The 19,636-nt window shown below is 72.8% G+C and carries 22 protein-coding genes and 1 pseudogene; 13 read left to right on the top strand and 10 right to left on the bottom strand.

Features of this window, described 5'->3' with window-relative positions; all coding sequences use genetic code 11:
• Positions 1–20 precede the first annotated feature (20 nt).
• Complete coding sequence (locus K7I03_RS13570) at positions 21–1,574, bottom strand: M4 family metallopeptidase (RefSeq protein WP_398858517.1); 1,554 nt, start codon at positions 1,572–1,574, stop codon at positions 21–23.
• Between the two features lie 414 nt (positions 1,575–1,988).
• On the opposite strand from K7I03_RS13570, the gene K7I03_RS13565 reads away from it, so the two are divergent.
• Positions 1,989–2,546 carry a GNAT family N-acetyltransferase gene (locus K7I03_RS13565; protein ID WP_185941545.1) on the top strand — a complete coding sequence of 186 codons (558 nt, stop codon included), beginning with the start codon at positions 1,989–1,991 and terminating at the stop codon, positions 2,544–2,546.
• 576 nt (positions 2,547–3,122) lie between these two features.
• On the opposite strand, the gene K7I03_RS13560 is transcribed toward K7I03_RS13565, so the two are convergent.
• Both K7I03_RS13560 and K7I03_RS13555 read right to left on the bottom strand, forming a co-directional pair.
• Complete coding sequence (locus K7I03_RS13560) at positions 3,123–3,311, bottom strand: antitoxin (RefSeq protein WP_185941544.1); 189 nt, start codon at positions 3,309–3,311, stop codon at positions 3,123–3,125.
• Between the two features lie 90 nt (positions 3,312–3,401).
• Positions 3,402–3,686, bottom strand: a complete 285-nt coding sequence (locus tag K7I03_RS13555) for a hypothetical protein (RefSeq protein WP_185941543.1) — start codon at positions 3,684–3,686, stop codon at positions 3,402–3,404.
• Positions 3,687–4,080: 394 nt separating this feature from the next.
• On the opposite strand from K7I03_RS13555, the gene K7I03_RS13550 reads away from it, so the two are divergent.
• Genes K7I03_RS13550 through K7I03_RS13540 form a run of 3 tightly spaced genes read left to right on the top strand, consistent with a single transcriptional unit; the run spans position 4,081 to position 8,047 of the window.
• Positions 4,081–6,132: an MMPL family transporter gene (locus K7I03_RS13550; RefSeq protein ID WP_224347035.1), complete on the top strand. Its 2,052-nt coding sequence runs from the start codon at positions 4,081–4,083 to the stop codon at positions 6,130–6,132.
• Positions 6,132–7,370 carry a sensor histidine kinase gene (locus K7I03_RS13545; protein WP_185941542.1) on the top strand — a complete coding sequence of 413 codons (1,239 nt, stop codon included), beginning with the start codon at positions 6,132–6,134 and terminating at the stop codon, positions 7,368–7,370. Before K7I03_RS13550 ends, K7I03_RS13545 begins: the two co-directional genes overlap by 1 nt.
• Entirely contained in the window at positions 7,367–8,047 is a 681-nt protein-coding gene (locus K7I03_RS13540) for a response regulator transcription factor (protein WP_185941541.1), read from the top strand. The genes K7I03_RS13545 and K7I03_RS13540 overlap by 4 nt, the downstream gene beginning before the upstream one ends.
• A 55-nt stretch (positions 8,048–8,102) precedes the next feature.
• Here the strand turns inward: K7I03_RS13540 and K7I03_RS13535 are convergent, their stop codons facing one another.
• From K7I03_RS13535 to K7I03_RS13525, 3 genes are all read right to left on the bottom strand, one after another.
• Complete coding sequence (locus K7I03_RS13535; protein WP_185941540.1) at positions 8,103–9,356, bottom strand: RNA polymerase sigma factor; 1,254 nt, start codon at positions 9,354–9,356, stop codon at positions 8,103–8,105.
• The gene (locus K7I03_RS13530; protein ID WP_185941539.1) at positions 9,353–9,715 is read right to left on the bottom strand and encodes a YciI family protein; all 363 of its coding nucleotides are present in this window, start codon (positions 9,713–9,715) and stop codon (positions 9,353–9,355) included. The genes K7I03_RS13535 and K7I03_RS13530 overlap by 4 nt, the downstream gene beginning before the upstream one ends.
• A 199-nt stretch (positions 9,716–9,914) precedes the next feature.
• On the bottom strand, positions 9,915–10,490 hold the full coding sequence (locus K7I03_RS13525; RefSeq protein WP_185941538.1) for a TerD family protein: 576 nt from the start codon (positions 10,488–10,490) through the stop codon (positions 9,915–9,917).
• Between the two features lie 229 nt (positions 10,491–10,719).
• Between K7I03_RS13525 and arfB the strand changes: the two genes are divergently transcribed.
• Positions 10,720–11,148, top strand: coding sequence for an alternative ribosome rescue aminoacyl-tRNA hydrolase ArfB (arfB, locus tag K7I03_RS13520; RefSeq protein ID WP_185941537.1), 429 nt, complete (start codon positions 10,720–10,722; stop codon positions 11,146–11,148).
• Between the two features lie 34 nt (positions 11,149–11,182).
• On the opposite strand, the gene K7I03_RS13515 is transcribed toward arfB, so the two are convergent.
• Positions 11,183–11,734 (bottom strand): flavin reductase family protein, encoded by a 552-nt coding sequence (locus tag K7I03_RS13515; protein WP_185941536.1) that lies wholly within the window; start codon positions 11,732–11,734, stop codon positions 11,183–11,185.
• A gap of 411 nt (positions 11,735–12,145) precedes the next feature.
• On the opposite strand from K7I03_RS13515, the pseudogene cdgB reads away from it, so the two are divergent.
• From cdgB to K7I03_RS13505, 3 genes and pseudogenes are all read left to right on the top strand, one after another.
• Positions 12,146–13,264 (top strand): annotated as a pseudogene (gene cdgB / locus K7I03_RS34495) (diguanylate cyclase CdgB); the annotation flags it as partial.
• A 231-nt stretch (positions 13,265–13,495) separates the two neighbouring features.
• On the top strand, positions 13,496–14,020 hold the full coding sequence (locus K7I03_RS34490) for a GGDEF domain-containing protein (RefSeq protein WP_423229702.1): 525 nt from the start codon (positions 13,496–13,498) through the stop codon (positions 14,018–14,020).
• Between the two features lie 166 nt (positions 14,021–14,186).
• On the top strand, positions 14,187–15,107 hold the full coding sequence (locus K7I03_RS13505; RefSeq protein WP_185941534.1) for a carbohydrate-binding protein: 921 nt from the start codon (positions 14,187–14,189) through the stop codon (positions 15,105–15,107).
• 55 nt (positions 15,108–15,162) lie between these two features.
• On the opposite strand, the gene K7I03_RS13500 is transcribed toward K7I03_RS13505, so the two are convergent.
• Positions 15,163–16,032, bottom strand: coding sequence for a helix-turn-helix domain-containing protein (locus K7I03_RS13500; RefSeq protein WP_185941533.1), 870 nt, complete (start codon positions 16,030–16,032; stop codon positions 15,163–15,165).
• A 164-nt stretch (positions 16,033–16,196) separates the two neighbouring features.
• Between K7I03_RS13500 and K7I03_RS13495 the strand changes: the two genes are divergently transcribed.
• The 4 genes from K7I03_RS13495 to K7I03_RS13480 all read left to right on the top strand — a co-directional run bounded on the left by K7I03_RS13495 (position 16,197) and on the right by K7I03_RS13480 (position 17,456).
• Entirely contained in the window at positions 16,197–16,520 is a 324-nt protein-coding gene (locus tag K7I03_RS13495; RefSeq protein ID WP_185941532.1) for a hypothetical protein, read from the top strand.
• Positions 16,520–16,843 (top strand): DUF6255 family natural product biosynthesis protein, encoded by a 324-nt coding sequence (locus K7I03_RS13490; RefSeq protein WP_224347034.1) that lies wholly within the window; start codon positions 16,520–16,522, stop codon positions 16,841–16,843. The genes K7I03_RS13495 and K7I03_RS13490 overlap by 1 nt, the downstream gene beginning before the upstream one ends.
• A gap of 143 nt (positions 16,844–16,986) precedes the next feature.
• Entirely contained in the window at positions 16,987–17,181 is a 195-nt protein-coding gene (locus K7I03_RS13485) for a hypothetical protein (protein WP_185941530.1), read from the top strand.
• Positions 17,178–17,456, top strand: coding sequence for a hypothetical protein (locus K7I03_RS13480; protein WP_185941529.1), 279 nt, complete (start codon positions 17,178–17,180; stop codon positions 17,454–17,456). Before K7I03_RS13485 ends, K7I03_RS13480 begins: the two co-directional genes overlap by 4 nt.
• Here K7I03_RS13480 and K7I03_RS13475 read toward each other — a convergent pair.
• A complete protein-coding gene (locus K7I03_RS13475; protein ID WP_238513590.1) occupies positions 17,378–17,920 on the bottom strand; it encodes a DUF4279 domain-containing protein in 543 nt (180 codons plus the stop codon). The two genes, K7I03_RS13480 and K7I03_RS13475, sit on opposite strands and share 79 nt — an antisense overlap.
• Before the next feature lie 174 nt (positions 17,921–18,094).
• Here K7I03_RS13475 and K7I03_RS13470 point away from each other — a divergent pair, with 174 nt between their 5' ends.
• A complete protein-coding gene (locus K7I03_RS13470; RefSeq protein ID WP_185941528.1) occupies positions 18,095–18,490 on the top strand; it encodes a VOC family protein in 396 nt (131 codons plus the stop codon).
• 263 nt (positions 18,491–18,753) lie between these two features.
• On the opposite strand, the gene K7I03_RS13465 is transcribed toward K7I03_RS13470, so the two are convergent.
• Positions 18,754–19,602, bottom strand: a complete 849-nt coding sequence (locus K7I03_RS13465) for a class II fructose-bisphosphate aldolase (protein WP_185941527.1) — start codon at positions 19,600–19,602, stop codon at positions 18,754–18,756.
• Positions 19,603–19,636 lie beyond the last annotated feature (34 nt).

The following is a 19,636-nucleotide window of genomic DNA, read 5'->3' as shown; positions in this document are numbered from 1 at the left end:
GACCCTGCGAAGGGGCGGGGCTACTTGACGTTGATGGCGGACCAGGCCGCCGCCACCGCCTTGTACTCCGCGCTGTTGTTGCCGTAGAGCGACGCGGCGGCGTTCAGGGTGCCGGTACGCGCCTTGGCGTAGTTGGTGTTCGAGGTGAACTGCGTGGTCAGCGCCTTGTACCAGATCTTCTGGGCCTTGTCCCGGCCGATGCCGGTGACCTTGGACCCGTCGGCGGTCGGGCTGTCGTAGTTCACACCGTTGATCGTCTTCTTCCCGCTGCCCTCGGAGAGCAGGTAGAAGAAGTGGTTGGCCGGGCCGGACGAGTAGTGGACGTCCACGCCGCCGATGCCGGAGTACCAGCTGTCCTTGGACTTGCCGTCCTTGCTCGGCTTGTCCATGTAGCGCAGCGGCTTGCCGTTGCCGAAGATGTTGATCTTCTCGCCGATGAGGTAGTCGCCCACGTCGGTCTTGTTGTTGGCGTAGAACTCGGTGGCGGTGCCGAAGATGTCGCTGGTCGCCTCGTTGAGGCCGCCGGACTCGCCGCTGTACACGAGCTTGGCCGTGGCGGCGGTGACGCCGTGGCTCATCTCGTGGGCCGCCACGTCGAGGGCGGTGAGGGGGTTCTTGTTGCCCTCGCCGTCGCCGTAGGTCATGCAGAAGCAGGAGTCGGACCAGAAGGCGTTGACGTAGTTGTTGCCGTAGTGGACGCGGGAGTAGGCGCCCTTGCCGTCGTTGCGGATGCCGTTGCGGCCGAAGGTGTTCTTGTAGAAGTCCCAGGTCACGGCCGCGCCGTAGTGCGCGTCGACGCCGGCGGTCTGCCGGCCGCCGCCCCAGGTGTCGGTGCTGTTCGTGTACAGCGAACCAGTGCCGGACTGGCCTTGGTTGAGGTCGTACGTCTTGTGGCCGCCGCGCGCGCCGTCGATGAGCTGGTACTGCGAGCCCGACTTGGTGGTGGTCAGCGGGACGGTGCCGCTGTAGGTGCTGGTACCGGTGCCGGTCTCGATGGCCTCGTACTGGTACAGCTTCTTGCCGGACGCCGCGTCGGTGATCACGTGCAGCTCGCTCGGAGTGCCGTCCTTCTGCACGCCCGTGACCACGGTCTCGTACGCCAGGACCGGCTTGCCCTGCGCGGCCCAGACGACCTTGCGCGGGGCCTGGCCGGCGGCCTTGGCGGTCTTCTGGTCGGCGGCGGCGCTCAGCGCCGACTTCTTCGCCTCGGCCGGGGCCAGGGAGGGGCTGGTCGAGGGCACGGCTATGGCCGCGTCGGTCGCCTTGGTGACCTCACGGCCGCCCTTCGCGCCCTTGCCCTCATGGACGATCAAGTCGCCGCCGAGGACGGGCAGTCCGTCGTAGGTGCGCTCGTAGCGCGTGTGGACGGTGCCGTCGGCGTCCTTGACGACGTCGCGGACGACCAGCTTCTCCTTGCCGCCCAGGCCGATCTTGGCGGCGGTCGCCGAAGCGCCGCTCTGGGCTTCTTGGATGGCGGCGGTGCGCTGGGTCGCGGAGAGCGTCAGTGGCAGCCCTCCGCTGTCACGGTCACCCGAGGCGCTCGCGCTGCCCGTCTGCACGCCGACGACGACCATCGCCGCGGAGGCGACGAGGGCGGCGGCGCGCAGGGCCGTGGTGCGGGGGGTGGCGGTGAGTCTCAACTCTGTCTCCTCTGAGGGGGGTTACGAGCTGCCCGGGGTGGGGCTGCCCGCTGGTGCTTGAGGGGTGCAGAAGCGGAATGGAGGAGAGCGTGCCAGCAACTGACCGTTTTTGACAGGGGCGCAACAAGGATGTGATCTGCTGTTTTCAAAAAAGGGTCAGTTCCGGTCGGAGTTGGGGTTTCAGGTTTAGGAAAGGCAGAGTTGGGGCTGTAGTGGCGCGTGTGACACCTGGGACGCGTAGCGAGGCCGCGTCGGGGCAGGGGAGTTCGCGGGGATTCGTCCCCGGCGCGGGCGGCGTCGACAGGACGCTCCGCGCGGCGCCGGGGAACGCCGGACCGAGGAGGCGGAATGCAGGTCAGGACCTACGCGGAGGGGTGCGTTCCAGCGGAGTTGGCCGCCCGCGCGGACGCGTTGCGCGCCCAGGTGTGGGCCGGCGGCGGGCCGCCCGACCCCGCGCTGCGCCCGGTCGCGATGCTCCTCGTCTCACCCCGGGGTGAGGTGGCGGCGGCGCTGGACGTCCTGACGAAGGAGATCGAGCACGAGGGCGCGCGCTACCGCGCCGCCGGGCTGAGCGCGGTCGTCACCGACCGGGCCCGGCGGGGCCGCGGCCACGGGCGGCGGCTGGTGGCCGCCGCACGGGAGTGGATCGCCGCGGACGGGGCGGATCTCGGGCTCTTCACCTGCGACCGGCCGCTGCGGCCCTTCTACGAGAGCGCGGGCTGGGAGGCGCTCGAGGGCACCGTCCTCGTCGGCGGGACACCGGGCGATCCGCTCCCGAGCGACGGTCCGGGATTCGACAAAGTCACCATGGCCGGATTCTTTTCCGCCCGGGCGAGGCGGGCGGCGGGGTCGTTCCGGGGGTGCCGCATCGGGCTCTACCCCGGGGAGATCGACCGGCTGTGGTGAGGGGGGCGCGGAGCGTGGCGTGGGGCGCGCGTGGGGGCGCGTCGGGGCGTGCGCGGTGCCGGGCGGGCCGGCAGCGGTCGCCCGGCGCGGCGGGACTCCGCGCGGCATCGCCTACGCGCGGCGGGACCCCGCGCGGCGGCGATGCCACGCGGGGTCTGAGGACGGGGGGTGGGGCTGGGCTGGGGTGCTGCCCCAGCCGCCGATGCCGCTTACGGCCGGAGGCCGGGCCGTGGGTGGCACGGGGGACCGGGCCCCGGACCGCGCTGAGGGCCGTGCTGGGGATCGAGCCACGGGCCGTGCCGGCGGCCGGCGTCGGTCACACCAGCCGGCCGACGCCGGGTCACGGCTGCCGCCGGCGTTGTGTCGGCGCCACGGGCCGGTGCAGCGTCACGGCTGCCGCCCACGCTGTGTCACGTTGACGGGCCCACGCCGCGTCACGGACACGGACCGTCGCCGCGTCACGGTCACAGGCCCACGCCGCGTCACGGCTGCCGCCCGCGCCGCGCCACGGTCACGGGCCCGCGCCGCCTCACGGCTGCCGCCCACGCCCCGTCACGGCCACGAACCGCCGCCGCGTCAGGGCTGCCCGTCCGTGGGCGGCCGGTTGCCGAGCTGCTCGTCGATCTTCCGCTGGGCGGCGTCGACCTGGCTCTGGTACTTGTTCCCGGTCCTGTCGTCGAAGGCGTCACCGGCCTTCTCGACACCCTGCCGGGCGGTGTCCTCGTGGCCCTTGAGCAGACCCTTGAGCTTGTCGAGCATGGACATGGGCGTCCTCCTTACGCATGCCTGACCCACCCAGCATCACCGCATTCGTCCCGGTCCGCACTCCGGCGGCGGAGGGGCGTGCTGTTGCGGTCAGCGCCCGCCCCAGGGCACGTCACCCGCCCGGTCCTCGGGCCCGATCGTCGGGTCGAGGGCCGAGTCGTACGACCCCGTCCCCCGGCAGTGCCGGCACTGACCCGTGCGGTGCACGGTGTCGGCCGGGCCGCGGAACGGGTCGGGGCCGGGGTTGTGGGCCAGCACGCGGGGGACGAAGCCGGAGCCCTGGCACCAGTGGCAGACGGGGTGCGGACGGTGTTCGTCCGCGTCGCCGTCGCCGGGCTCGGGGGCGGGCTCCTGGGGTTCGTCGCTGTCGGCCATCGCGTCCGATGATGACGCCCGGCGGCCCGGCCGTCCCCGGAAAGGGACGGGCTTCATCCGTACGGGGCCGCCGGGCCTTCCCGACGGGCTCCGGCCCCTTGTCGTCGTCCCGCCATCGGTGCGGACGGGACCGGCCGCAGTCGGCCGTCCGGCACGCGAGGTGACGGAGTGTGCGCCGAACTCCCCCTCCCCGCAGCCCGTTGCTCCCCCGGGAGTACACCCCTCCGACGTGCGTCCCCGGGGAGTACGGCCGGCTCGGCCCCGCGGCGGACGCGTCCGTCCGTGTGGCGCGGAAGCCTGATCGTGGCGGTGACCGGCACCGCGCGAGGCGCCCGGGCCGGGGCGGAAGGGGCGGGACGTGAGGGGACCGAAAGGGAGGAGCGGCGGGGACGGCGTGGAGCGGACGGCTGGGCGGAGGAAGTGGCTGCCGTGGGCCGTGGTCGTCCTGTGGGCCGCGCTGCTCGCCGTCGCCGCGCCGTTCGAGGGGCGGCTGGGCGGGGTGACGCGGGACGGCGTCGTCGACTACCTGCCCGCGGGCGCCGAGGCGACGCGGGTGGAGGAGCTGGCCCGGCACCTGCCCGGCGGCGGTATCGCCGACACCCTCCTCGTCCTGCACCGGGACGGCGGACTCACCGACGCGGACCGGCGGTTCGAGCGCGTACGGGTGCGGCGGATCGCGGAGCGGCACCCGCTGCGGGACGCCCTCCCCCCGCGCGTCGAGTCCGGGGACCACGCCACGTCCCTGACCGCCCTCGCCCTCACCGGGCTGCCGGACACCGCCGAGCAGGCCGACGCCGTCGACGACGTGCGCCGTGCGGTGCGCGGGGCGCCCGCGGGGCTCACCGCCCGGATCGGCGGACCGGCCGCGCTGGCCGCCGACCAGAACGAGGTGTTCGCGTCGCTCGACGGCCGGCTGCTGCTGGGCACCGGCGTCGCGGTCGCGGTCCTGCTGATGCTGATCTACCGCAGTCCCTTCCTCTGGCTGGTCCCGCTCGCCGTCGTCGGGGTGGCGGGCACGGCGGCCATGGCGCTGGCGTACGGGCTGGCCGAGGCGTTCGGCGTCACCGTCACCAGCGTGGGCACCTCGGTGATGACCGTGCTGGTCTTCGGCGCGGGCACGGACTACGCCCTGCTGCTCGTCTCCCGGTACCGCGAGGAACTGCGCCGCCACCGGCGCCCGTACGACGCGATGGCCGCCGCCCTGCGCGGCTGCGGCCCGGCGGTGTTCGCGTCCGCTGGGACGGTGGTCGCGGGGCTGCTGTGCCTGCTGGCGGCGGACCTCAACAGCAGCAGTGGGATGGGCCCGGTGGGAGCCGTGGGGGTGGTGTGCGCGCTGGCGGCGATGACGACGCTGCTGCCCGCGGTTCTCGTGCTGCTGGGGCGCCGGGTGTTCTGGCCGCTTATCCCGGAGTACGGCGCGGAAGGGCCGGCGCGGCGCTCGCTGTTCGCGCTGCTCGGCGGCTCCGCGGCGCGCCGGCCGGTGGCGGTGCTCGCCGGCGGGTGCGCGGTGCTCGGCGCGCTGGCCGTGGGCGCCCTGCTGCTGCCGGGGACGCTGCGGCAGGAGGACGCGTTCGTGGACCGGCCGGAGTCGGTCACCGCGACGGAGGCCGTCGCGCGGTCCTTCCCGGGGGCGGGCGCCCCGGCCGTCGTGATCACACGGACCGCGCGGGCGGAGCGGGTGGCCGACGCGGCCCGGGCCGTGCCGGGCGTCGCGGCGGTGACGCCCGGCCGGAGCGGGCCGGACCGCACGGAAGTGCTGGTCTTCCCGGCGGCGCGGCCCGAATCGGCCGCCGAGAAGCGGACGGTGGCCGCGCTCCGCGACCGGGTGCACGCGGTGCCGGGCGCGGACGCCGTCGTCGGCGGGGCCACGGCCCAGCAGATGGACCTGGCCGACACCGACGCCGAGGACCGTCGCAGGGTGATACCGCTGGTGCTCGCCGGGGTGCTGGCCGTGCTGGTGGTCCTGCTGCGCTCACTGGTGGCGCCCGTCGTCCTGCTGCTCGCCGTGATCGCCTCCTGGGGTGCCGCGATGGGCGTCAGCGGCCTGCTGTTCCGGCCCGTGCTGGGCTTCGAGGGGCTCGATCCGAGCCTGCCCCTGCTGACGTTCGTCTTCCTGGTGGCGCTCGGCGTGGACTACGGCATCTTCCTGATGCACCGGGCGCGCGAGGAGCGTCTGAGGGGCGCGGGACCGGAGGACGCGGCGCTCACCGCGCTCCGGACCACCGGGGGCGTCATCGCCTCCGCCGGCATCGTGCTGGCCGCCACCTTCGCGGTGCTGGTGAGCCTGCCGCTGGTGTCGCTGGTGGAGATGGGGGTCATCATCGCGGTCGGCGTCCTGCTGGACACCTTCCTGGTCCGCACGTACCTGGTGACCTCCGCGAGCCTGCTGCTCAAGCGGTGGATGTGGTGGCCGGGGCGGCTCTCCCGGCGTCCGGTGGAGGGATGATGCCGTACCGGGATCTCGTCACCCCGCTGATCTCCCGCGTCCTGCTGCCGCAACGGCCGCCCCAGGAGCGGTGGTTCGGGGGACAGGACGTGGCCGTGGCGCTCGGCGTGCTCGCCGTGCAGAGCCTGCTGTGCGTGCTCGCGCCGGGCGGGGGACGCCCTCCGGGGCCCGGCGGCTGGGCGCTGCTCACGGGGTCGGCGCTGGTGCTGGCGGTGCGGCGGAGGGCGCCGCTCCTGACCGTCCTCGCCGAGGTCTGCCTGGCCGGCCCGTACCACGCGGGCCAGGACCCGTACTACGCCGTCCTGCCGTCCGGCCTGGTCGCCCTCTGGACGCTCGCCGCCGCCGGGCCGCCCGCGCGCAGCTTCCTGACGCTCGGCGGGATCCTCGTCGGCTCCGCCGTCGCCATGCTCGCCGCGGGCCGGGGCGACTCCGTCCTGCCGACGCTGCTGCGCGCCGGCTGGATCGCCGACATCGTGGTGTTCGGCGAGGCGGTGCGCGTCCACCGGGACCACGTCGCGGCCCTCGTCGACCGCGCGGCACGCGACGCCCGCGCCCGCGAACGGGAGGCCGAGCGCCGCGTGGTGGAGGAACGCCTGCGCATCGCCCGCGACCTGCATGACCTGCTCGCCCACAGCATCACCCTCGTCGGCGTGCAGACCTCGGTCGCGGCCCACGTCCTGCTCGCCGAGCCGGCCCGGCTCGACCGCGCGGCACTCGCCCGCTCCCTGGACGGCATCGCGGACACCTGCCGCGCCGCGCGCGTCGAACTGCGCGACATGCTGGAGGTGCTGCGCGCCGGCGAGCCCGCCGAGTACGGCCCGCCGCCCGGCCTGGACGGCCTCCCCGACCTGGTGCGCGCGGCGGGGAGCACGGGGGCGCGGGTGCGGTTGAGCGTGCGCGGCGAGTGCGCCGTCGGACCTGCGGTGGGCGCGGCGGCGTACCGCATCGTCCAGGAGGCGCTGACCAACGCCGTGCGGCACGGCGGCCCTTCGGCGGAGATCGGGGTGACGGTGTGCCGCGGCGAGGGGGAACTCCGGATCGCGGTGGTCGACGACGGCGGGGATCGTGTACGCGTGGACAACGCACCCTCGGGCGGCGGAGGTTACGGCATCATCGGCATGCGGGAGCGGGCCAGGAGCGTGGGCGGCGGTCTGCGCGCCGGGCCGCGGGCGGGCGGGCCGGGGTTCGCGGTGACGGCCGTGCTGCCGCTGACGGGAGGGGAGGTCGCGGGTCGGTGATCAGGGTGGTACTGGCGGACGACCAGCAACTCGTGCGCGCGGCCTTCGCGTTGCTGCTGGGCACCGCGCCGGACATGACGGTCGTGGGGGAGGCGGGCACCGGCCGGGAGGCCGTGGACCTGGCCCGGGCCGCCCGCGCGGACGTGGTGGTGATGGACGTCCGCATGCCGGATCTGGACGGCATCGAGGCGACCCGGCTGATCGCGTCGGACGGGGAGCTGAGGGGAGTCCGGGTGCTGGTGCTGACCACCTACGACACCGACGCGTACGTCCTGGGCGCCCTCCGCGCGGGGGCGTCGGGCTTCCTGGTGAAGGACGCCCGCCCGACCGTGCTCCTGGACGCCGTCCGGACCGTCGCCGCCGGCGAGTCCCTCCTGGCCCCCGGCCCGACATCCCGCCTGATCGCCCGCCTCCTCCGCACCACGGGCCCCGCCGCCGCCACGGCATCCCTCCCCTCCCTCTCCGGCCTCTCCGCCCTCTCCGGCCGCGAACGGGAAGTCCTCACCCTGGTGGCCCGCGGCCTCACCAACCCCGAACTGGGCGCCGCCCTCGGCCTGAGCCCCCTCACCGCCAAGACCCACGTCAGCCGCATCATGGGCAAGTTGGGCGCCCGCGACCGGGTACAGCTGGTGATCGCGGCTTATGAGGCGGGGCTGGTGGTGCCGGGGGACGGGTGACTCCGGGACCTGACGGGCTGCCGAACGCTCGCCGTCCTGGAGGGCGGTCGGCCGGTCAACGGCCCACCGGGGCGAGCCGCGCCGCGCGGCCGGTGAGGTGCCGGCGTTCCGGTGCGCTGGTGGTGCGGCGGGCGGCCTCGCGGTAGGCGTGGGCCGCGGCCTCGTGGTCGCCGAGCAGTTCCAGGAGGTGGGCCCGGGTGGAGAGCAGGCGGTGGTGGCGGGCCAGGCGCCGGTCGGACTCCAGGGTGGTGAGCAGGCCGAGTCCGGCGGCCGGGCCCTGGACCATGGCGACGGCGACCGCGCGGTTGAGGGTCACCATGGGGTTCGGCGCGGCCCGTTCGAGGAGCTCGTACAGGGCGAGGATCTGGGGCCAGTCCGTGGCGTCGACGTGCTCGGCCTCGTCGTGGACCGCGGCGATGGCCGCCTGGAGCTGGTAGGGGCCGACCCGGCCGCGCGGCAGCGTGCGGGAGAGCAGGCCGACGCCCTCGGCGACGAGGCGCCGGTCCCACCGGCCGCGGTCCTGCTCGGCGAGGGGCACCAGGTCGCCGCCGGGCCCGGTCCGCGCCGGGCGGCGCGCGTCGGTGAGCAGCATCAGCGCCAGCAGGCCGGCCACTTCGCCGTCGTTGGGGGCGAGGCGGTGCAGCATGCGGGTGAGCCGGATCGCCTCGGCCGAGAGGTCCGGTGCGGTCAGCCCGTCGCCGGCCGTGGCGGTGTATCCCTCGTTGAAGATCAGGTAGAGCACGTGCAGGACCTCGCGCAGCCGCTCCTCCCGCTCGGCGGGCTCCGGCAGGCGCGGGGAGGTGCCGGAGTTCCGGATGGTCTGCTTGGCCCGGCTGATCCGCTGGGCCATGGTCGCCTCCGGGACGAGGAAGGCCGCGGCGATGCCGGCGGTGGTCAGGCCGCCGACCGCGCGCAGCGTCAGCGCGATCCGGCTCGGCGCGGACAGCGCCGGGTGGCAGCACAGGAACAGCAGCGCCAGGGAGTCGTCCCGGTCCGCGTCCGGCGCGGCGTCGGCGGCGCGGGCGAGCAGCTCCGCCTGCGGCGTGGCCAGGGCGATCCGTTCCTCGCGGCGCCTGCGCGCGGTCTCGCCGCGCACCTGGTCGACCAGCCTGCGGGAGGCGACGGTGACCAGCCAGCCCCTGGGATTGTCGGGCGTGCCCTCGGCCGGCCACTGGAGGGCGGCGGCGAGCAGCGCCTCCTGGACGGCGTCCTCGCACGTGTCGAACGCGCCGTACCGGCGGACCAGCGCGCCGAGGACCTGCGGCGCCAGCTCGCGCAGCAGGTCCCCGACGCCTCGTGCCCCGCTCACGCGCCGGACGCGGACTCGTGGAGGACCGGCCAGAGTTCGACCGGGTCGGTGTCGGCGAACGGCATCTCCGCGGCGATCTGCTGCGCGCGCTCCTCGCTCTCGCAGTCGAAGAGGTAGAAGCTGGCCATGTACTCCTTGGTCTCCAGGTACGGCCCGTCGGTGACGGACGGGACCCCGTTCTCGCGGCGCACGAGCCGGGCGTTGGCGGCGTCGGCCAGGCCGTAGGCGCCCAGCAGCTCCCCGGTCTCCCGGTACTTCTTGTTGAACGCCTCCTGCCGGGCGATGGCTTCCGGCCATGCCTCGGCGGGGAAGGCGTCCCATTTGGCCTGGTTGCCGTAGATCATCGCGAGGTACTTCATTCCGGGTCTCTCCTCGTTCTCGCGCGCCCCCTTGGCGCGCTGTCACCCCTCGGTCGGAGCGGGGAGCGCCGCCTCGACATCCGGCGGCGATTTTTTTCTCCGCTTTTCCCGGCGGAGCCTTCCGGGAGCGCGAAGCCCCCTCCGGCGGAAGGCGGAGCCGGAGGGGGCTTCGTACGGTCGCTCAGCGGCGAGCGGGACCTCAGACGTTGACGCCGAAGTCCTGGGCGATGCCCTGGAGGCCGGACGCGTAGCCCTGGCCGACGGCGCGGAACTTCCACTCGGCGCCGTTGCGGTAGAGCTCGCCGAAGACCATGGCCGTCTCGGTGGCCGCGTCCTCGCTCAGGTCGTAGCGGGCGATCTCGGCGCCGCCGGCCTGGTTGACGATGCGGATGTAGGCGTTGCGCACCTGGCCGAAGTTCTGCGAGCGCGCGGTGGCGTCGTAGATGGAGACCGGGAAGACGATCTTGTCGACGTCGGCCGGGAGGGCGGCCAGGTTGACGTTGATCTGCTCGTCGTCGCCTTCGCCCTGACCGGTGGTGTTGTCACCGGTGTGCACGATGGTCTGGTCCGGCGTCTGCTTGTTGTTGAAGAAGACGAAGTGGGCGTCCGAGTAGACCTTGCCGCCGGGGTTCACCGCAATCGCGCTCGCGTCGAGGTCGAAGTCCGTGCCCGTGGTGGTGCGGACGTCCCAGCCGAGGCCGACGGTGACGGCGGTCAGGCCCGGGGCCTCCTTGGTGAGGGAGACGTTGCCGCCCTTGGACAGGCTTACAGGCATGGGGGTGATCCCTTTCTCGTCGACTCGCGGACCGGGTGCTGCTGCCACACGGTCCCGTCACCCGGGATAACGCCGACTGAGGGGGGTGGGGTTCCATCCCGCTTTACTTTCTTTACCGGTTTCTGATGGCCGGTCGGGGACGGCGGCCCCGCGGCCCCGGCGCGGAGCGGGGCATAACGTGGGGCATAACGAGGTGACGCGGGCGGACCGGACGGGGGACGATGGGGGCATGTCCGGTCCCTACGTCATCCGCGGTGCCGTCAGCCTGCCCGAGGCGGAGCTCGTCTGGCGCTTCTCGCGCTCCTCCGGGCCGGGCGGGCAGCACGTCAACACCAGCGACAGCCAGGTGGAGCTGCGCTTCGACCTCGCCGCCACCGACGCCCTGCCCGCCGTGTGGAAGGAGCGCGCCCTGGAGCGGCTCGCGGGCCGGCTGGTGGGCGGGGTGGTGACCGTACGGGCGTCGGAGCACCGTTCGCAGTGGCGCAACCGGGAGGCGGCGGCCGTCCGGCTGGCCGCGCTGCTGGCCGAGGCCACCGCGCCGCCGCCGAAGCCGCGGAAGCCGACGCGCATACCGCGCGGCATCAACGAGCGGCGGCTGCGGGAGAAGAAGCAGCGCGCGGAGACGAAGCGGGGGCGCTCCGCGCGGGACTGGGGCTGAGGGTCCGGTCCGGGGGCCGGTCCGCGCCGCGCGTTCACGACAGGTGCCGGTACCGCCCTTTGAAGTACGTCAGCGGTCCGCTCTCCGTCGTCGAGGCGGCGGCCTTCAGGACGCGGCCGATGAAGAGGGTGTGGTCGCCCGCGACCACCCGCTGTTCCGTCCGGCACTCCAGTACCGCGAGGGCGCCCCGGACGAGCGGGGAGCCGGAGAGCTCGCCGCGGTCGTGCGGGAGGTCCTCGAAGAGGAGCCGGTCGCTGACCCGTCCCTTCATCGCGAACCGTCCGGCGACCTGCCGCTGGCTCTCGGCGAGCAGGGAGACCGCCCAGAGGGGCTGCCGGGCGAGCAGCTCCTCCATCCGGGAGTCGTTGCGAACGCTCACCATCACGAGGGGTGGGTCCAGGGATACGGAGAGGAACGCCGTCGCCGTCATGCCGACGTCCTCGCCGCGGGGGCCGTCGTCGGGGTCGTGCGCGGTCACCAGGACCACGCCCGCCGCCAGGCGGGCGAGGGCGGCGCGGAATTCCTCGGCGGTCACACCGTCAGCATGCGGTATGCGGGCCTCGGTGGGCGAAGTCGTCTGCAACACACGACGCACGCTAGCCGCCCGTGACGAACCGCTGCATCGGGCTGCGGTACCAGGACCGTCCTGGTATTGCGGACTAGGCCCTCGGGTGGCCCCGGGATGTTCCGGACGGGTTTCCGTCCCGTCATTCGGTCACCTGTTCGTACCGCCTCTGACCTCGTCGATCTCCTCGTAAAGGCCCGGAATTACCGTCGGAAAACGCGGCAGGCTCTGCCTTATTTGCGGACCAGAACCGTAGGACGACTGCGAACGCAAGGTAAGGGGCGTCGTTACGCACTGTGACATGAGTCACAGAAGGCCCTATTTGTTGACCCTGTGTACCGAGTTGTCAGCTCCCTGTGATTCAGTGGCCGTGTAATCGGACGACAAGAAAATCTGGAGAGTCGCTGTCGAGGTCTCGGGGGAGAGCGAGCTATGGACACCGAGTCGGAGCCGTATGTGCGTCTGACGACCCTGCGGCAGGTTCACCAGGCGGTGGCGAATCTGAACACCGCCCGCAGCCTCGCGGACACCTTGCAGACCGTCGCGGAGGGCGTGGTGAACGGGCTCGGCTACGAGCTCGCGGCGGTCAACCTGGTCCGCCCGGACGGTGACCTCGTGGTCGCCGCCGTCGCCGGGAGCGCGAGTGCCGAGGCGTTCCTGTCCGGCCGGGTCGGTTCGCGGGTGTCCTGGGAGCGCCGGCTCAGCATGGGCGAGCGCTGGGGCGAGCTGCGCTTCATCCCGTACACCGAGGGCTGGGTCCTCGACGACGACGACGTCCCGCAATGGCGCACCACCGGCCCCGCCCCGCGCTTCCCCGACGAGTGGCACCCCATGGACCGCCTCCTCGCGCCCATGTACTCGGCCGGCGCGGCCGGCGGCGAGCTGCTCGGCGTGATCTCCGTCGACCGGCCGAGCAACGGCCGCCGCCCCGGCGCCTGGGGCCGGGAAGCGCTCCAGATGTACGCGTTCCAGTCCGCGATCGCGATCAGCAACGCCAAGCTGCGCGCCAACATGCAGCGCGCCCTCGTCCGCCTTGAGCGCGAGCAGCAGGCCCTCCGCGCCAGCGAGGAGAGCTTCCGGCAGGCGTTCGAGTACGCCCCCAGCGGCATGGCCATCGCCGAGCTCGGCGGCGACCAGCACGGGCGGCTCCACCGCGCCAACGACGCCCTCTGCCGGCTGCTCGGCCGGTCCGCCTCGCAGATGCGCCGCTACTCGTTCTCCGACCTCGTCCACCCCGAGGACATCGGCACCCTGCTGCGCACCTCCGCCGAGGGCGGCCGGGCCGAGCTGCGGCTGCGCCGCCGGGACGACACGTTCGTCTGGGTCTCGCTGCGCAACTCGGTGGTCGCCGACGCCGCCGAGGGGCCGCGCTACCTGCTCACCCACGTCGAGGACATCGAGGACCGCAAGCGGCACGAGCTCCAGCTCGCCCACCGCGCCAGCCACGACTCCCTCACCGGCCTCCCCAACAGCGCCGAGCTGCGCGCCCGGCTCAGCAGCCGGCTCTGCGCCCGCCCGCCCGGCAGCGAGCCGCAGCACGCCACGGCCGATCACGGGCCTTTCGGGCGGCTGGAGGGCTTCGAAGAGGTCGTGGGCGTCGGAGACCCCTTCGGCGGTCCGTTCGGCGAGCCGCTGGGCATACCCGGCGGCATCCCGGGCGGCCCGGGCGGCATTCCGGGCGGCGACGGTGCGTACGGGCACGACCGCGCCCCGGACGCGCTCGCCGACGACCGGTCGCCCGGCGGTTACCGCCCGGGCGACTACGCCGTGGGGGACTACGGCATGGCCGACTACCCGGCGGGGACGGGGGCGGGCGACTTCGGAGCGGCTTACTCCGGCTCCGGCGGCTACGACCACCGCGACCACCACGTGCACACCGTCCCGCTCGACGAGGACAGCGACGAGAGCGAGAAGGGCCTCGCCGTCCTCTTCTGCGACCTGGACGGCTTCAAGTCGATCAACGACCGGTTCGGGCACCACACGGGCGACGCGGTGCTGATCGAGGTCGCCCGGCGGCTCAGCAGCGGCGTCCGCGACGGCGACACCGTGGCCCGCATGGGCGGCGACGAGTTCGTCGTCCTCGCCGACGGCCTCGGCCGCGCCGACGCGGAGGACCTGGCGGTCCGGCTGCGCAACGCGATCATCCCGCCCATCCGGGTCGACGGCCGGGCGGTGCGCGTGGGGGCGAGTTTCGGCATCGGCTGGGCGGGCTGCGGCATGTCCGCCGACGAGGTGCTGCGCTCCGCCGACCAGCGGATGTACGTCGAGAAGCGGTCCCGCGCCCGGGCCGGCCGGCGGGCCGGGTGACCGGCCGGTAGCCCCCGTGCCAGGGCGTGCCCCTTGCCGCACGGGGTAGGCTGCGCCGATGCGGCACCGCCGCCGGACCGTGGTGGCCGAACCGGCCTCGACAGCCGCGGATCCGGTTACACGAACGTGGGTGCCGGACGGCACATCACGTGGGGAGTGACAGGGGATGACGGCCGGTAACAACGGCAACGGAAAGCCGGAGGACGAGGATCCGTTCGGCTACCTGTACCGCTCGGAGGGCGGTGACCAGGGCACCGACGCGGCTGCGTCCGCGCCGCAGCCCGGCGTCCCCCGTACGTCGTACAACCAGGTCCGGCCGGTCGGCTCACGCCAGTACACGCCGCAGCAGGGCGGCGGTACGTACGGCGCGGGCATGCCCGCCCCCCAGCAGCCGACGCCGCACTACGCCGCCCCGGAGACCCTCCCCGGCGGCGCCCCCCGCCACCCCGGCCCCCCGCCCGGCGCCCCGGGCCCGCAGCGCCCGAAGCGGCGCGGCCTGCTCATAGCCGCGATAGCCGTGGTGGTCGTGGTCGCCGGCGGCATCGGCGCGGCGGTGTACGCGAACCAGGGCGACGGGGACGACGGCAAGAACAATTCGGCGCAGCAGACGCCGTCGGGGAAGCCGTCCGAGAAGACGGAGAAGAAGGACGGGAAGAAGGACGAGACGAAGCCGTCGGCGAAACCCGTCAAGGACCTCAATCGAGACGCGGCGACGTTGCAACTGGGCGGCGGGGCGTCCACGGCGAAGGACGTGAAGGGCGCGCCCACGGAGGGCGGCGTCTACGTCACCATGAAGCAGGGTTCTTCGATCGAGTGGAAGGACCTGCCGGTCACAGAAGCCGGCAAGTACACAGTGTGGGTGGACTACGGCGCGCAGAATGGCGCTGCGACCGGATCCCTCTGGGTCAACGGCGAGAAGTTGAGCACTACGGTCAACTGGAAGAAGTGGCCTGGTGACGGGTGGTCGCACACCTTCAACTACGTTCAACTCAACGGCGGAAAGAACGACATCAAGCTGTCGTGCGAGTCGCAGTGCGACATCAACATCGCGCGACTGAAGATCCTTCCGGGCTGGTACAAGTCGTAGTCGGCTGCTCCGGCGACCCTCAGCGCAGGGCCGTCGGAGTGCTTCGTGCGATTGATCACAAGTCCTTGATGAGGCGGTTGATGAAGTCGCGTGAGGCGGCTATGTCGAGGGCCTGCTCGCGGAGCTGGTTGAACGCCGAGTCGTAGCGCACGGTGTGGGTGTCCTCATCCAGGCAGAAGGACGTCGTCAGCGGCTCGATCGCCACGACCGGCACGCCCTCGTCGAAGTGGAAGACGGTGTATGCGCCGCTGACGCTGGTGTGTGCACCGGCGGCGAACGGGATGACGCGTATCTCCACGTTGGGCATCTGTGAGGCGTCCAGCAGGTACTTGAGTTGTTCTGCGAGCACTTCGGGCGGTCCTGCCTGGCGTCTCAGGCACGCCTCGTCCAAAACGCAGCGCATCATGAGCGGCGGAACGGGCAGATCGTCGAGCCGACGGTTGTGCAGAGCCCGTTGGCGCTTCATGCGGAGGTCGGCGACGGTCCTCACCTGGCGACTGGTATTCCATGCGCGGCTGGCCTCGATGACCGCCAAGGCGTAGTCCACGGTCTGCAGCAGGTCCGGAATGGCCAGGGCTGCGTAGGTATCGGCTTGGCTTGCCAGCTCTTCGAGCTCGATGATGTCGGCGATCGAGTCGTCGATGACATCACTGTATTGAGTGAACAGGCCCCTCCGGCGGTTTGTCTCGGCGAGCTTCGCCAACCTTCGGATCTCCGCGATCCGTACCTCGTCTTCGAAGCCGTACACGGCGAAAAAGCTATCGAGGCGACTCCGCAGCTTGCCGTTCTCAATCTTGCTCAGGCTTGGCGATGAGGTGCCGAGCAGCTTGGCCGCCTCCGCAAGGCTCAATCCTGCCCGGACCCGCAAGGTCCGCAGCTCCGCCCCGAGCCGCCGGCGCATCAGGGTGGGAATGGCGTCCGACAAGTGATCACCCCCTCGTTTCGCGGGGCGACTCTACGGCAACCGTCAGCACGCATACGGCAGTTAATCCGTTAGTGGTAACGCTAAAGCGAAACGTTGCAATCAAGTACTTCGGAGCTCCAAAGTGGCCGCAGGGGTCGATTCAAGCCACTTCCGGGGTGTGGGCAGTGACATACAGAGCAGGCAGCTACGTGGTGGACGTCCGCGACGGCCGCCTCGCGCAGGTGGCGGAGGCCGCCGACGGCCTCGTCCACGTGCGGAGCCCGAGCGGCGGCGAGTCGTGGACCGTTCCGCCCGAGGCCCTCCGCCTCGCGACCCGCGAGGAGCGGCAGGCGGCCGGGCTGCGCCCGTACCAGACCGGCTGCGACGAGTGCGCCGCGCTCGAAGCGGTCAGGAGGGCCGCCGGGGGCGGGGACGCCACCGCCGCCGTGTACACGCACTGGATCGTGGCGCACTCCGCGTCCGCGATGGGGATGAGGAGGGGCAACTGATGCGAGCCGTAGGGCGCTTGATCCACCACTGCGGGCACCGCGCCGGCTGGGAGCGGGGCGGAGGCGAGGAACGCTGCCGCGACTGCGGCGCCCGCCGCTTCACGGACTACGCGGCGCTGCTGATGCCGGAACGTCCGGTGGCGGTCGTCGCGGAGCCGCGCCGCGACCCCCGCCCGCGCGGACCGCTCGGCCGCCGCCGTGATCGCGTCGGGGCTGCGCCGTCTCAACCGCAGGCGCGCCAGGGCCGTGGCCTGGCGGCTGGCGGTCTGACCGGCGCCGCGGTGGGCGGGTACGGCGTGGGTGATCTGGGACACAGTGGCTGATCCGGGTGCCGTACGATCGCTGTGCTGCGGCATTGATGCGGCAGAAAGGAGCACAGAGTATGAGTGCACCCGCAGAGCGTCCGTGTGGCCCTCCGGAGCGTCTGCGTACGAGCGCGGAGATCCGGCGTGCCCTTCCGGAAGGTATGCGCGGAGAGTTCGACAAGGCCATCGGCAGCGCGACCTTGACCGAGCGGGCACACGTCTTGGCCCTGTGGTCCGGTATCGCGATCGAGGCCGCCGACCCTTCCGGCGACGAGCAGGTCCGTCGATTTCAGGAGGGGCACTTGGAAGCGCACCCGCTGGAGTGGTACCAGGAGCGAGAAGGGCGTGGTTGGTGAGCTACGCGTACCGCGTCGCGTACACCCCGGAGGCGCGTGCCGACCTGATCAAGCTGGGTGAGCAGCTTGCGAAGACCGTCAGTGCCGCCATTTCCGCCGAGATCGCTCCGGCTCCCTACGGGGGCTTGTCCATTCCGCGGCCCATGGGGGGAGGCGAGTGGGACCGAACGGCCCTGGTCGCCATGTCGGCCGTTCGTTACGTCGTTTCGGATGGGGAAGGCATCGACCCGCCGACCATCACCATCGTGCGCGTCATCAACCGGGGGGCTTCGTAACCTTCCGGTGGGCCTGGTCGCAGGATGCGGCCGGGCCGGCGCGTCCAGCGAGCCGCTCCATACCCACCGGCCTGGCCGATGGACTCGTCACGGTCATGTCGTATTCGTCGACGTCGAGTTCGGCGCCGTGGCGGCCAGGAAGTCCAGAACGTTGCGGTCCAGGTGCCAGCCGAAGAGACAGGGGCGTCGGTGGCATTCGGCCGGGCCTGGTCGTCGTCGAAGTAGCGCACGACTTGGAGCACCGCTCCGCCGCCGGTCCCGGTCAGCTCGCGGGCGAGGGCGGAGACGCGGTGCGTGTGGGGCCGGAGCCGATCGAGGAGGCGGGCGATCTGCTCGTCGACGCGGAGCCCCGGATCTCGGCACACGACCTTCCACGAATGGTCGACCGGGACCACCGCCGGCTCGGTGAACCGACTGCCGTGAACGCTCACTTCGTCGGGCCTGATGCCGATCCGGGAGATCATGTCGTCTGCCGGGACATGCCGGCTGAACAGCGCGAAGTAGCCGTACTGGTGCAGTGGCATTCCCCGGAGGACATCCGCACGGCCGGCGGCCGGGCGCCCGGACAGTGTCTCGGCGGGCGGGTGCGATCTGCGGCCTCTTAGACTGGGCGTCCGTCCGCACTGCCTGGGGGAGTAGTGGCCAGTAGGTTCACCGAGTTGGTCGTCGACTGCCGCGATCCTGAGCGGCTCGCGGCGTTCTGGTGCGCGGTTTTGGGCTTCAAGGTGATCGACCGGATCGAGGGGAAGGTCGAGATCGGTTCCTGGGAGCCGACCGTCGAGGAGGTACGGGCCCGCCAGATGCCGCCCACCCTGGTGTTCATCCGAGTGCCCGAGGGCAAGATCGTGAAGAACCGGCTCCACCTGGACGTCAGCCCGATCGACCGCAGTACCGACGACGAGGTGGCCAGGCTGCTCGCCCTTGGCGCCACCACGGTGGACGTGGGCCAGGGCCCGGGCCGGAGCTGGGTGGTCATGGCCGACCCCGAGGGCAACGAGTTCGATGTCCTGCGCACCCTCGCACCGTCCGACTAGGCCGTCGGCGGCGCCACAGGCGTCCACGCCGTCCTGCCCGGCATGAGGGCGGCATCAAGGCCGGGCACCGCTGACGAACGGTCCGCGAGGTCGTGGAGGGGGCGAACGCTGTGCGACGCGGTCCTAGTCGCGGAAGGCCGCTCATCCGCCCCCGCCGCCGAGAACGTTCCTGGCCCCTTACCGGCGTCGTGCCCTCGTTACGGGCCTGTCGGGGAACGGCCCTCGGGCGGCAGCACTGCTCTGGCCGCCGTGTCGGCCGTTCGTCACCTCGTTCCCGCGCGGTGTGGCCGTGGCAGCGAGTCCAGGAACCGCTCCACCGTCGCCGCCATCGCTTCCCGGGCCGGGGCGAGGTAGCGGCGGGGGTCGACCGTCGACGGGTGGGCCTCAAGGAAGGCGCGGACGGCGCCGGTGAAGGCGGTGTTGAGGGCCGTGCCGACGTTCACCTTCCGGATGCCCGCCGCCACCGCGCGGCGGAGTTCGGCGTCCGGGACGCCTGAGGAGCCGTGGAGGACGAGGGGGACGGGGACGGCCGCCCGGAGTTCCGCGATCAGGGGGTGGTCGAGCGTTGCCGTGCGGGCCGTCATCGCGTGGGTGCTGCCGACCGCCACCGCCAGGGCGTCCACGCCCGTGTCGGCGACGAACGCCGCCGCTTCCGACGGGTCCGTGCGGACTCCCGGCGTGTGGGCGTCGCCCGGTTTGCCGCCGACGCGGCCCAGCTCGGCCTCCAGCCAGAGGCCGCGGGCGTGCGCCCAACGCACCGCCTCCGCCGTCGCCTTGACATTCTCGGCGTAGGGGAGCGCCGACGCCTCGTACATCACCGACGAGAAGTCGTGCGCGCCCGCGGCGTGCAGGAGGTCCACGGACTCGACATGGTCGAGGTGCAGGGCCAGGGGAGCGGACGAGGCGCGGGCCACGGCCGCCGTGGCGGCGGCGATCGGGGCCAGGGCGCCGCCGTGGAACTTCACGGCGTTCTCGGAGATCTGGAGGACGGCGGGGCGGCCGGCCGCCTCCGCGCCGGCGGCGATGGCCTCCGCGTGCTCGACGGTGATGACGTTGAACGCGGCGACGGCCGCTCCGGAGACGAGGAGGTCGGCGGTACGGGCCAGGGGCATCGGCTCAACTCCCGTGCGCGAGCGGGCGCGGGCC

The organism is Streptomyces mobaraensis (genome assembly GCF_020099395.1).
Taxonomy (GTDB): domain Bacteria; phylum Actinomycetota; class Actinomycetes; order Streptomycetales; family Streptomycetaceae; genus Streptomyces.
This window is presented reverse-complemented; position numbering and strand designations above follow the sequence as displayed.

Excerpts from the sequence above, each read along its gene's own strand:
- K7I03_RS13570 (WP_398858517.1), bottom strand. The coding sequence starts at position 1,574 with ATGGTCGTCGTCGGCGTGCAGACGGGCAGCGCGAGCGCCTCGGGTGAC.
- K7I03_RS13530 (WP_185941539.1), bottom strand. The coding sequence starts at position 9,715 with ATGAAGTACCTCGCGATGATCTACGGCAACCAGGCCAAATGGGACGCC.
- K7I03_RS13485 (WP_185941530.1), top strand. The coding sequence starts at position 16,987 with ATGCGCGGAGAGTTCGACAAGGCCATCGGCAGCGCGACCTTGACCGAG.
- K7I03_RS13525 (WP_185941538.1), bottom strand. The coding sequence starts at position 10,490 with ATGCCTGTAAGCCTGTCCAAGGGCGGCAACGTCTCCCTCACCAAGGAG.
- K7I03_RS13490 (WP_224347034.1), top strand. The coding sequence starts at position 16,520 with ATGCGAGCCGTAGGGCGCTTGATCCACCACTGCGGGCACCGCGCCGGC.
- K7I03_RS34490 (WP_423229702.1), top strand. The coding sequence starts at position 13,496 with ATGGCCGACTACCCGGCGGGGACGGGGGCGGGCGACTTCGGAGCGGCT.
- K7I03_RS13505 (WP_185941534.1), top strand. The coding sequence starts at position 14,187 with ATGACGGCCGGTAACAACGGCAACGGAAAGCCGGAGGACGAGGATCCG.
- K7I03_RS13545 (WP_185941542.1), top strand. The coding sequence starts at position 6,132 with ATGCCGTACCGGGATCTCGTCACCCCGCTGATCTCCCGCGTCCTGCTG.
- K7I03_RS13560 (WP_185941544.1), bottom strand. The coding sequence starts at position 3,311 with ATGTCCATGCTCGACAAGCTCAAGGGTCTGCTCAAGGGCCACGAGGAC.
- K7I03_RS13475 (WP_238513590.1), bottom strand. The coding sequence starts at position 17,920 with ATGATCTCCCGGATCGGCATCAGGCCCGACGAAGTGAGCGTTCACGGC.
- K7I03_RS13465 (WP_185941527.1), bottom strand. The coding sequence starts at position 19,602 with ATGCCCCTGGCCCGTACCGCCGACCTCCTCGTCTCCGGAGCGGCCGTC.
- K7I03_RS13555 (WP_185941543.1), bottom strand. The coding sequence starts at position 3,686 with ATGGCCGACAGCGACGAACCCCAGGAGCCCGCCCCCGAGCCCGGCGAC.
- arfB (WP_185941537.1), top strand. The coding sequence starts at position 10,720 with ATGTCCGGTCCCTACGTCATCCGCGGTGCCGTCAGCCTGCCCGAGGCG.
- K7I03_RS13565 (WP_185941545.1), top strand. The coding sequence starts at position 1,989 with ATGCAGGTCAGGACCTACGCGGAGGGGTGCGTTCCAGCGGAGTTGGCC.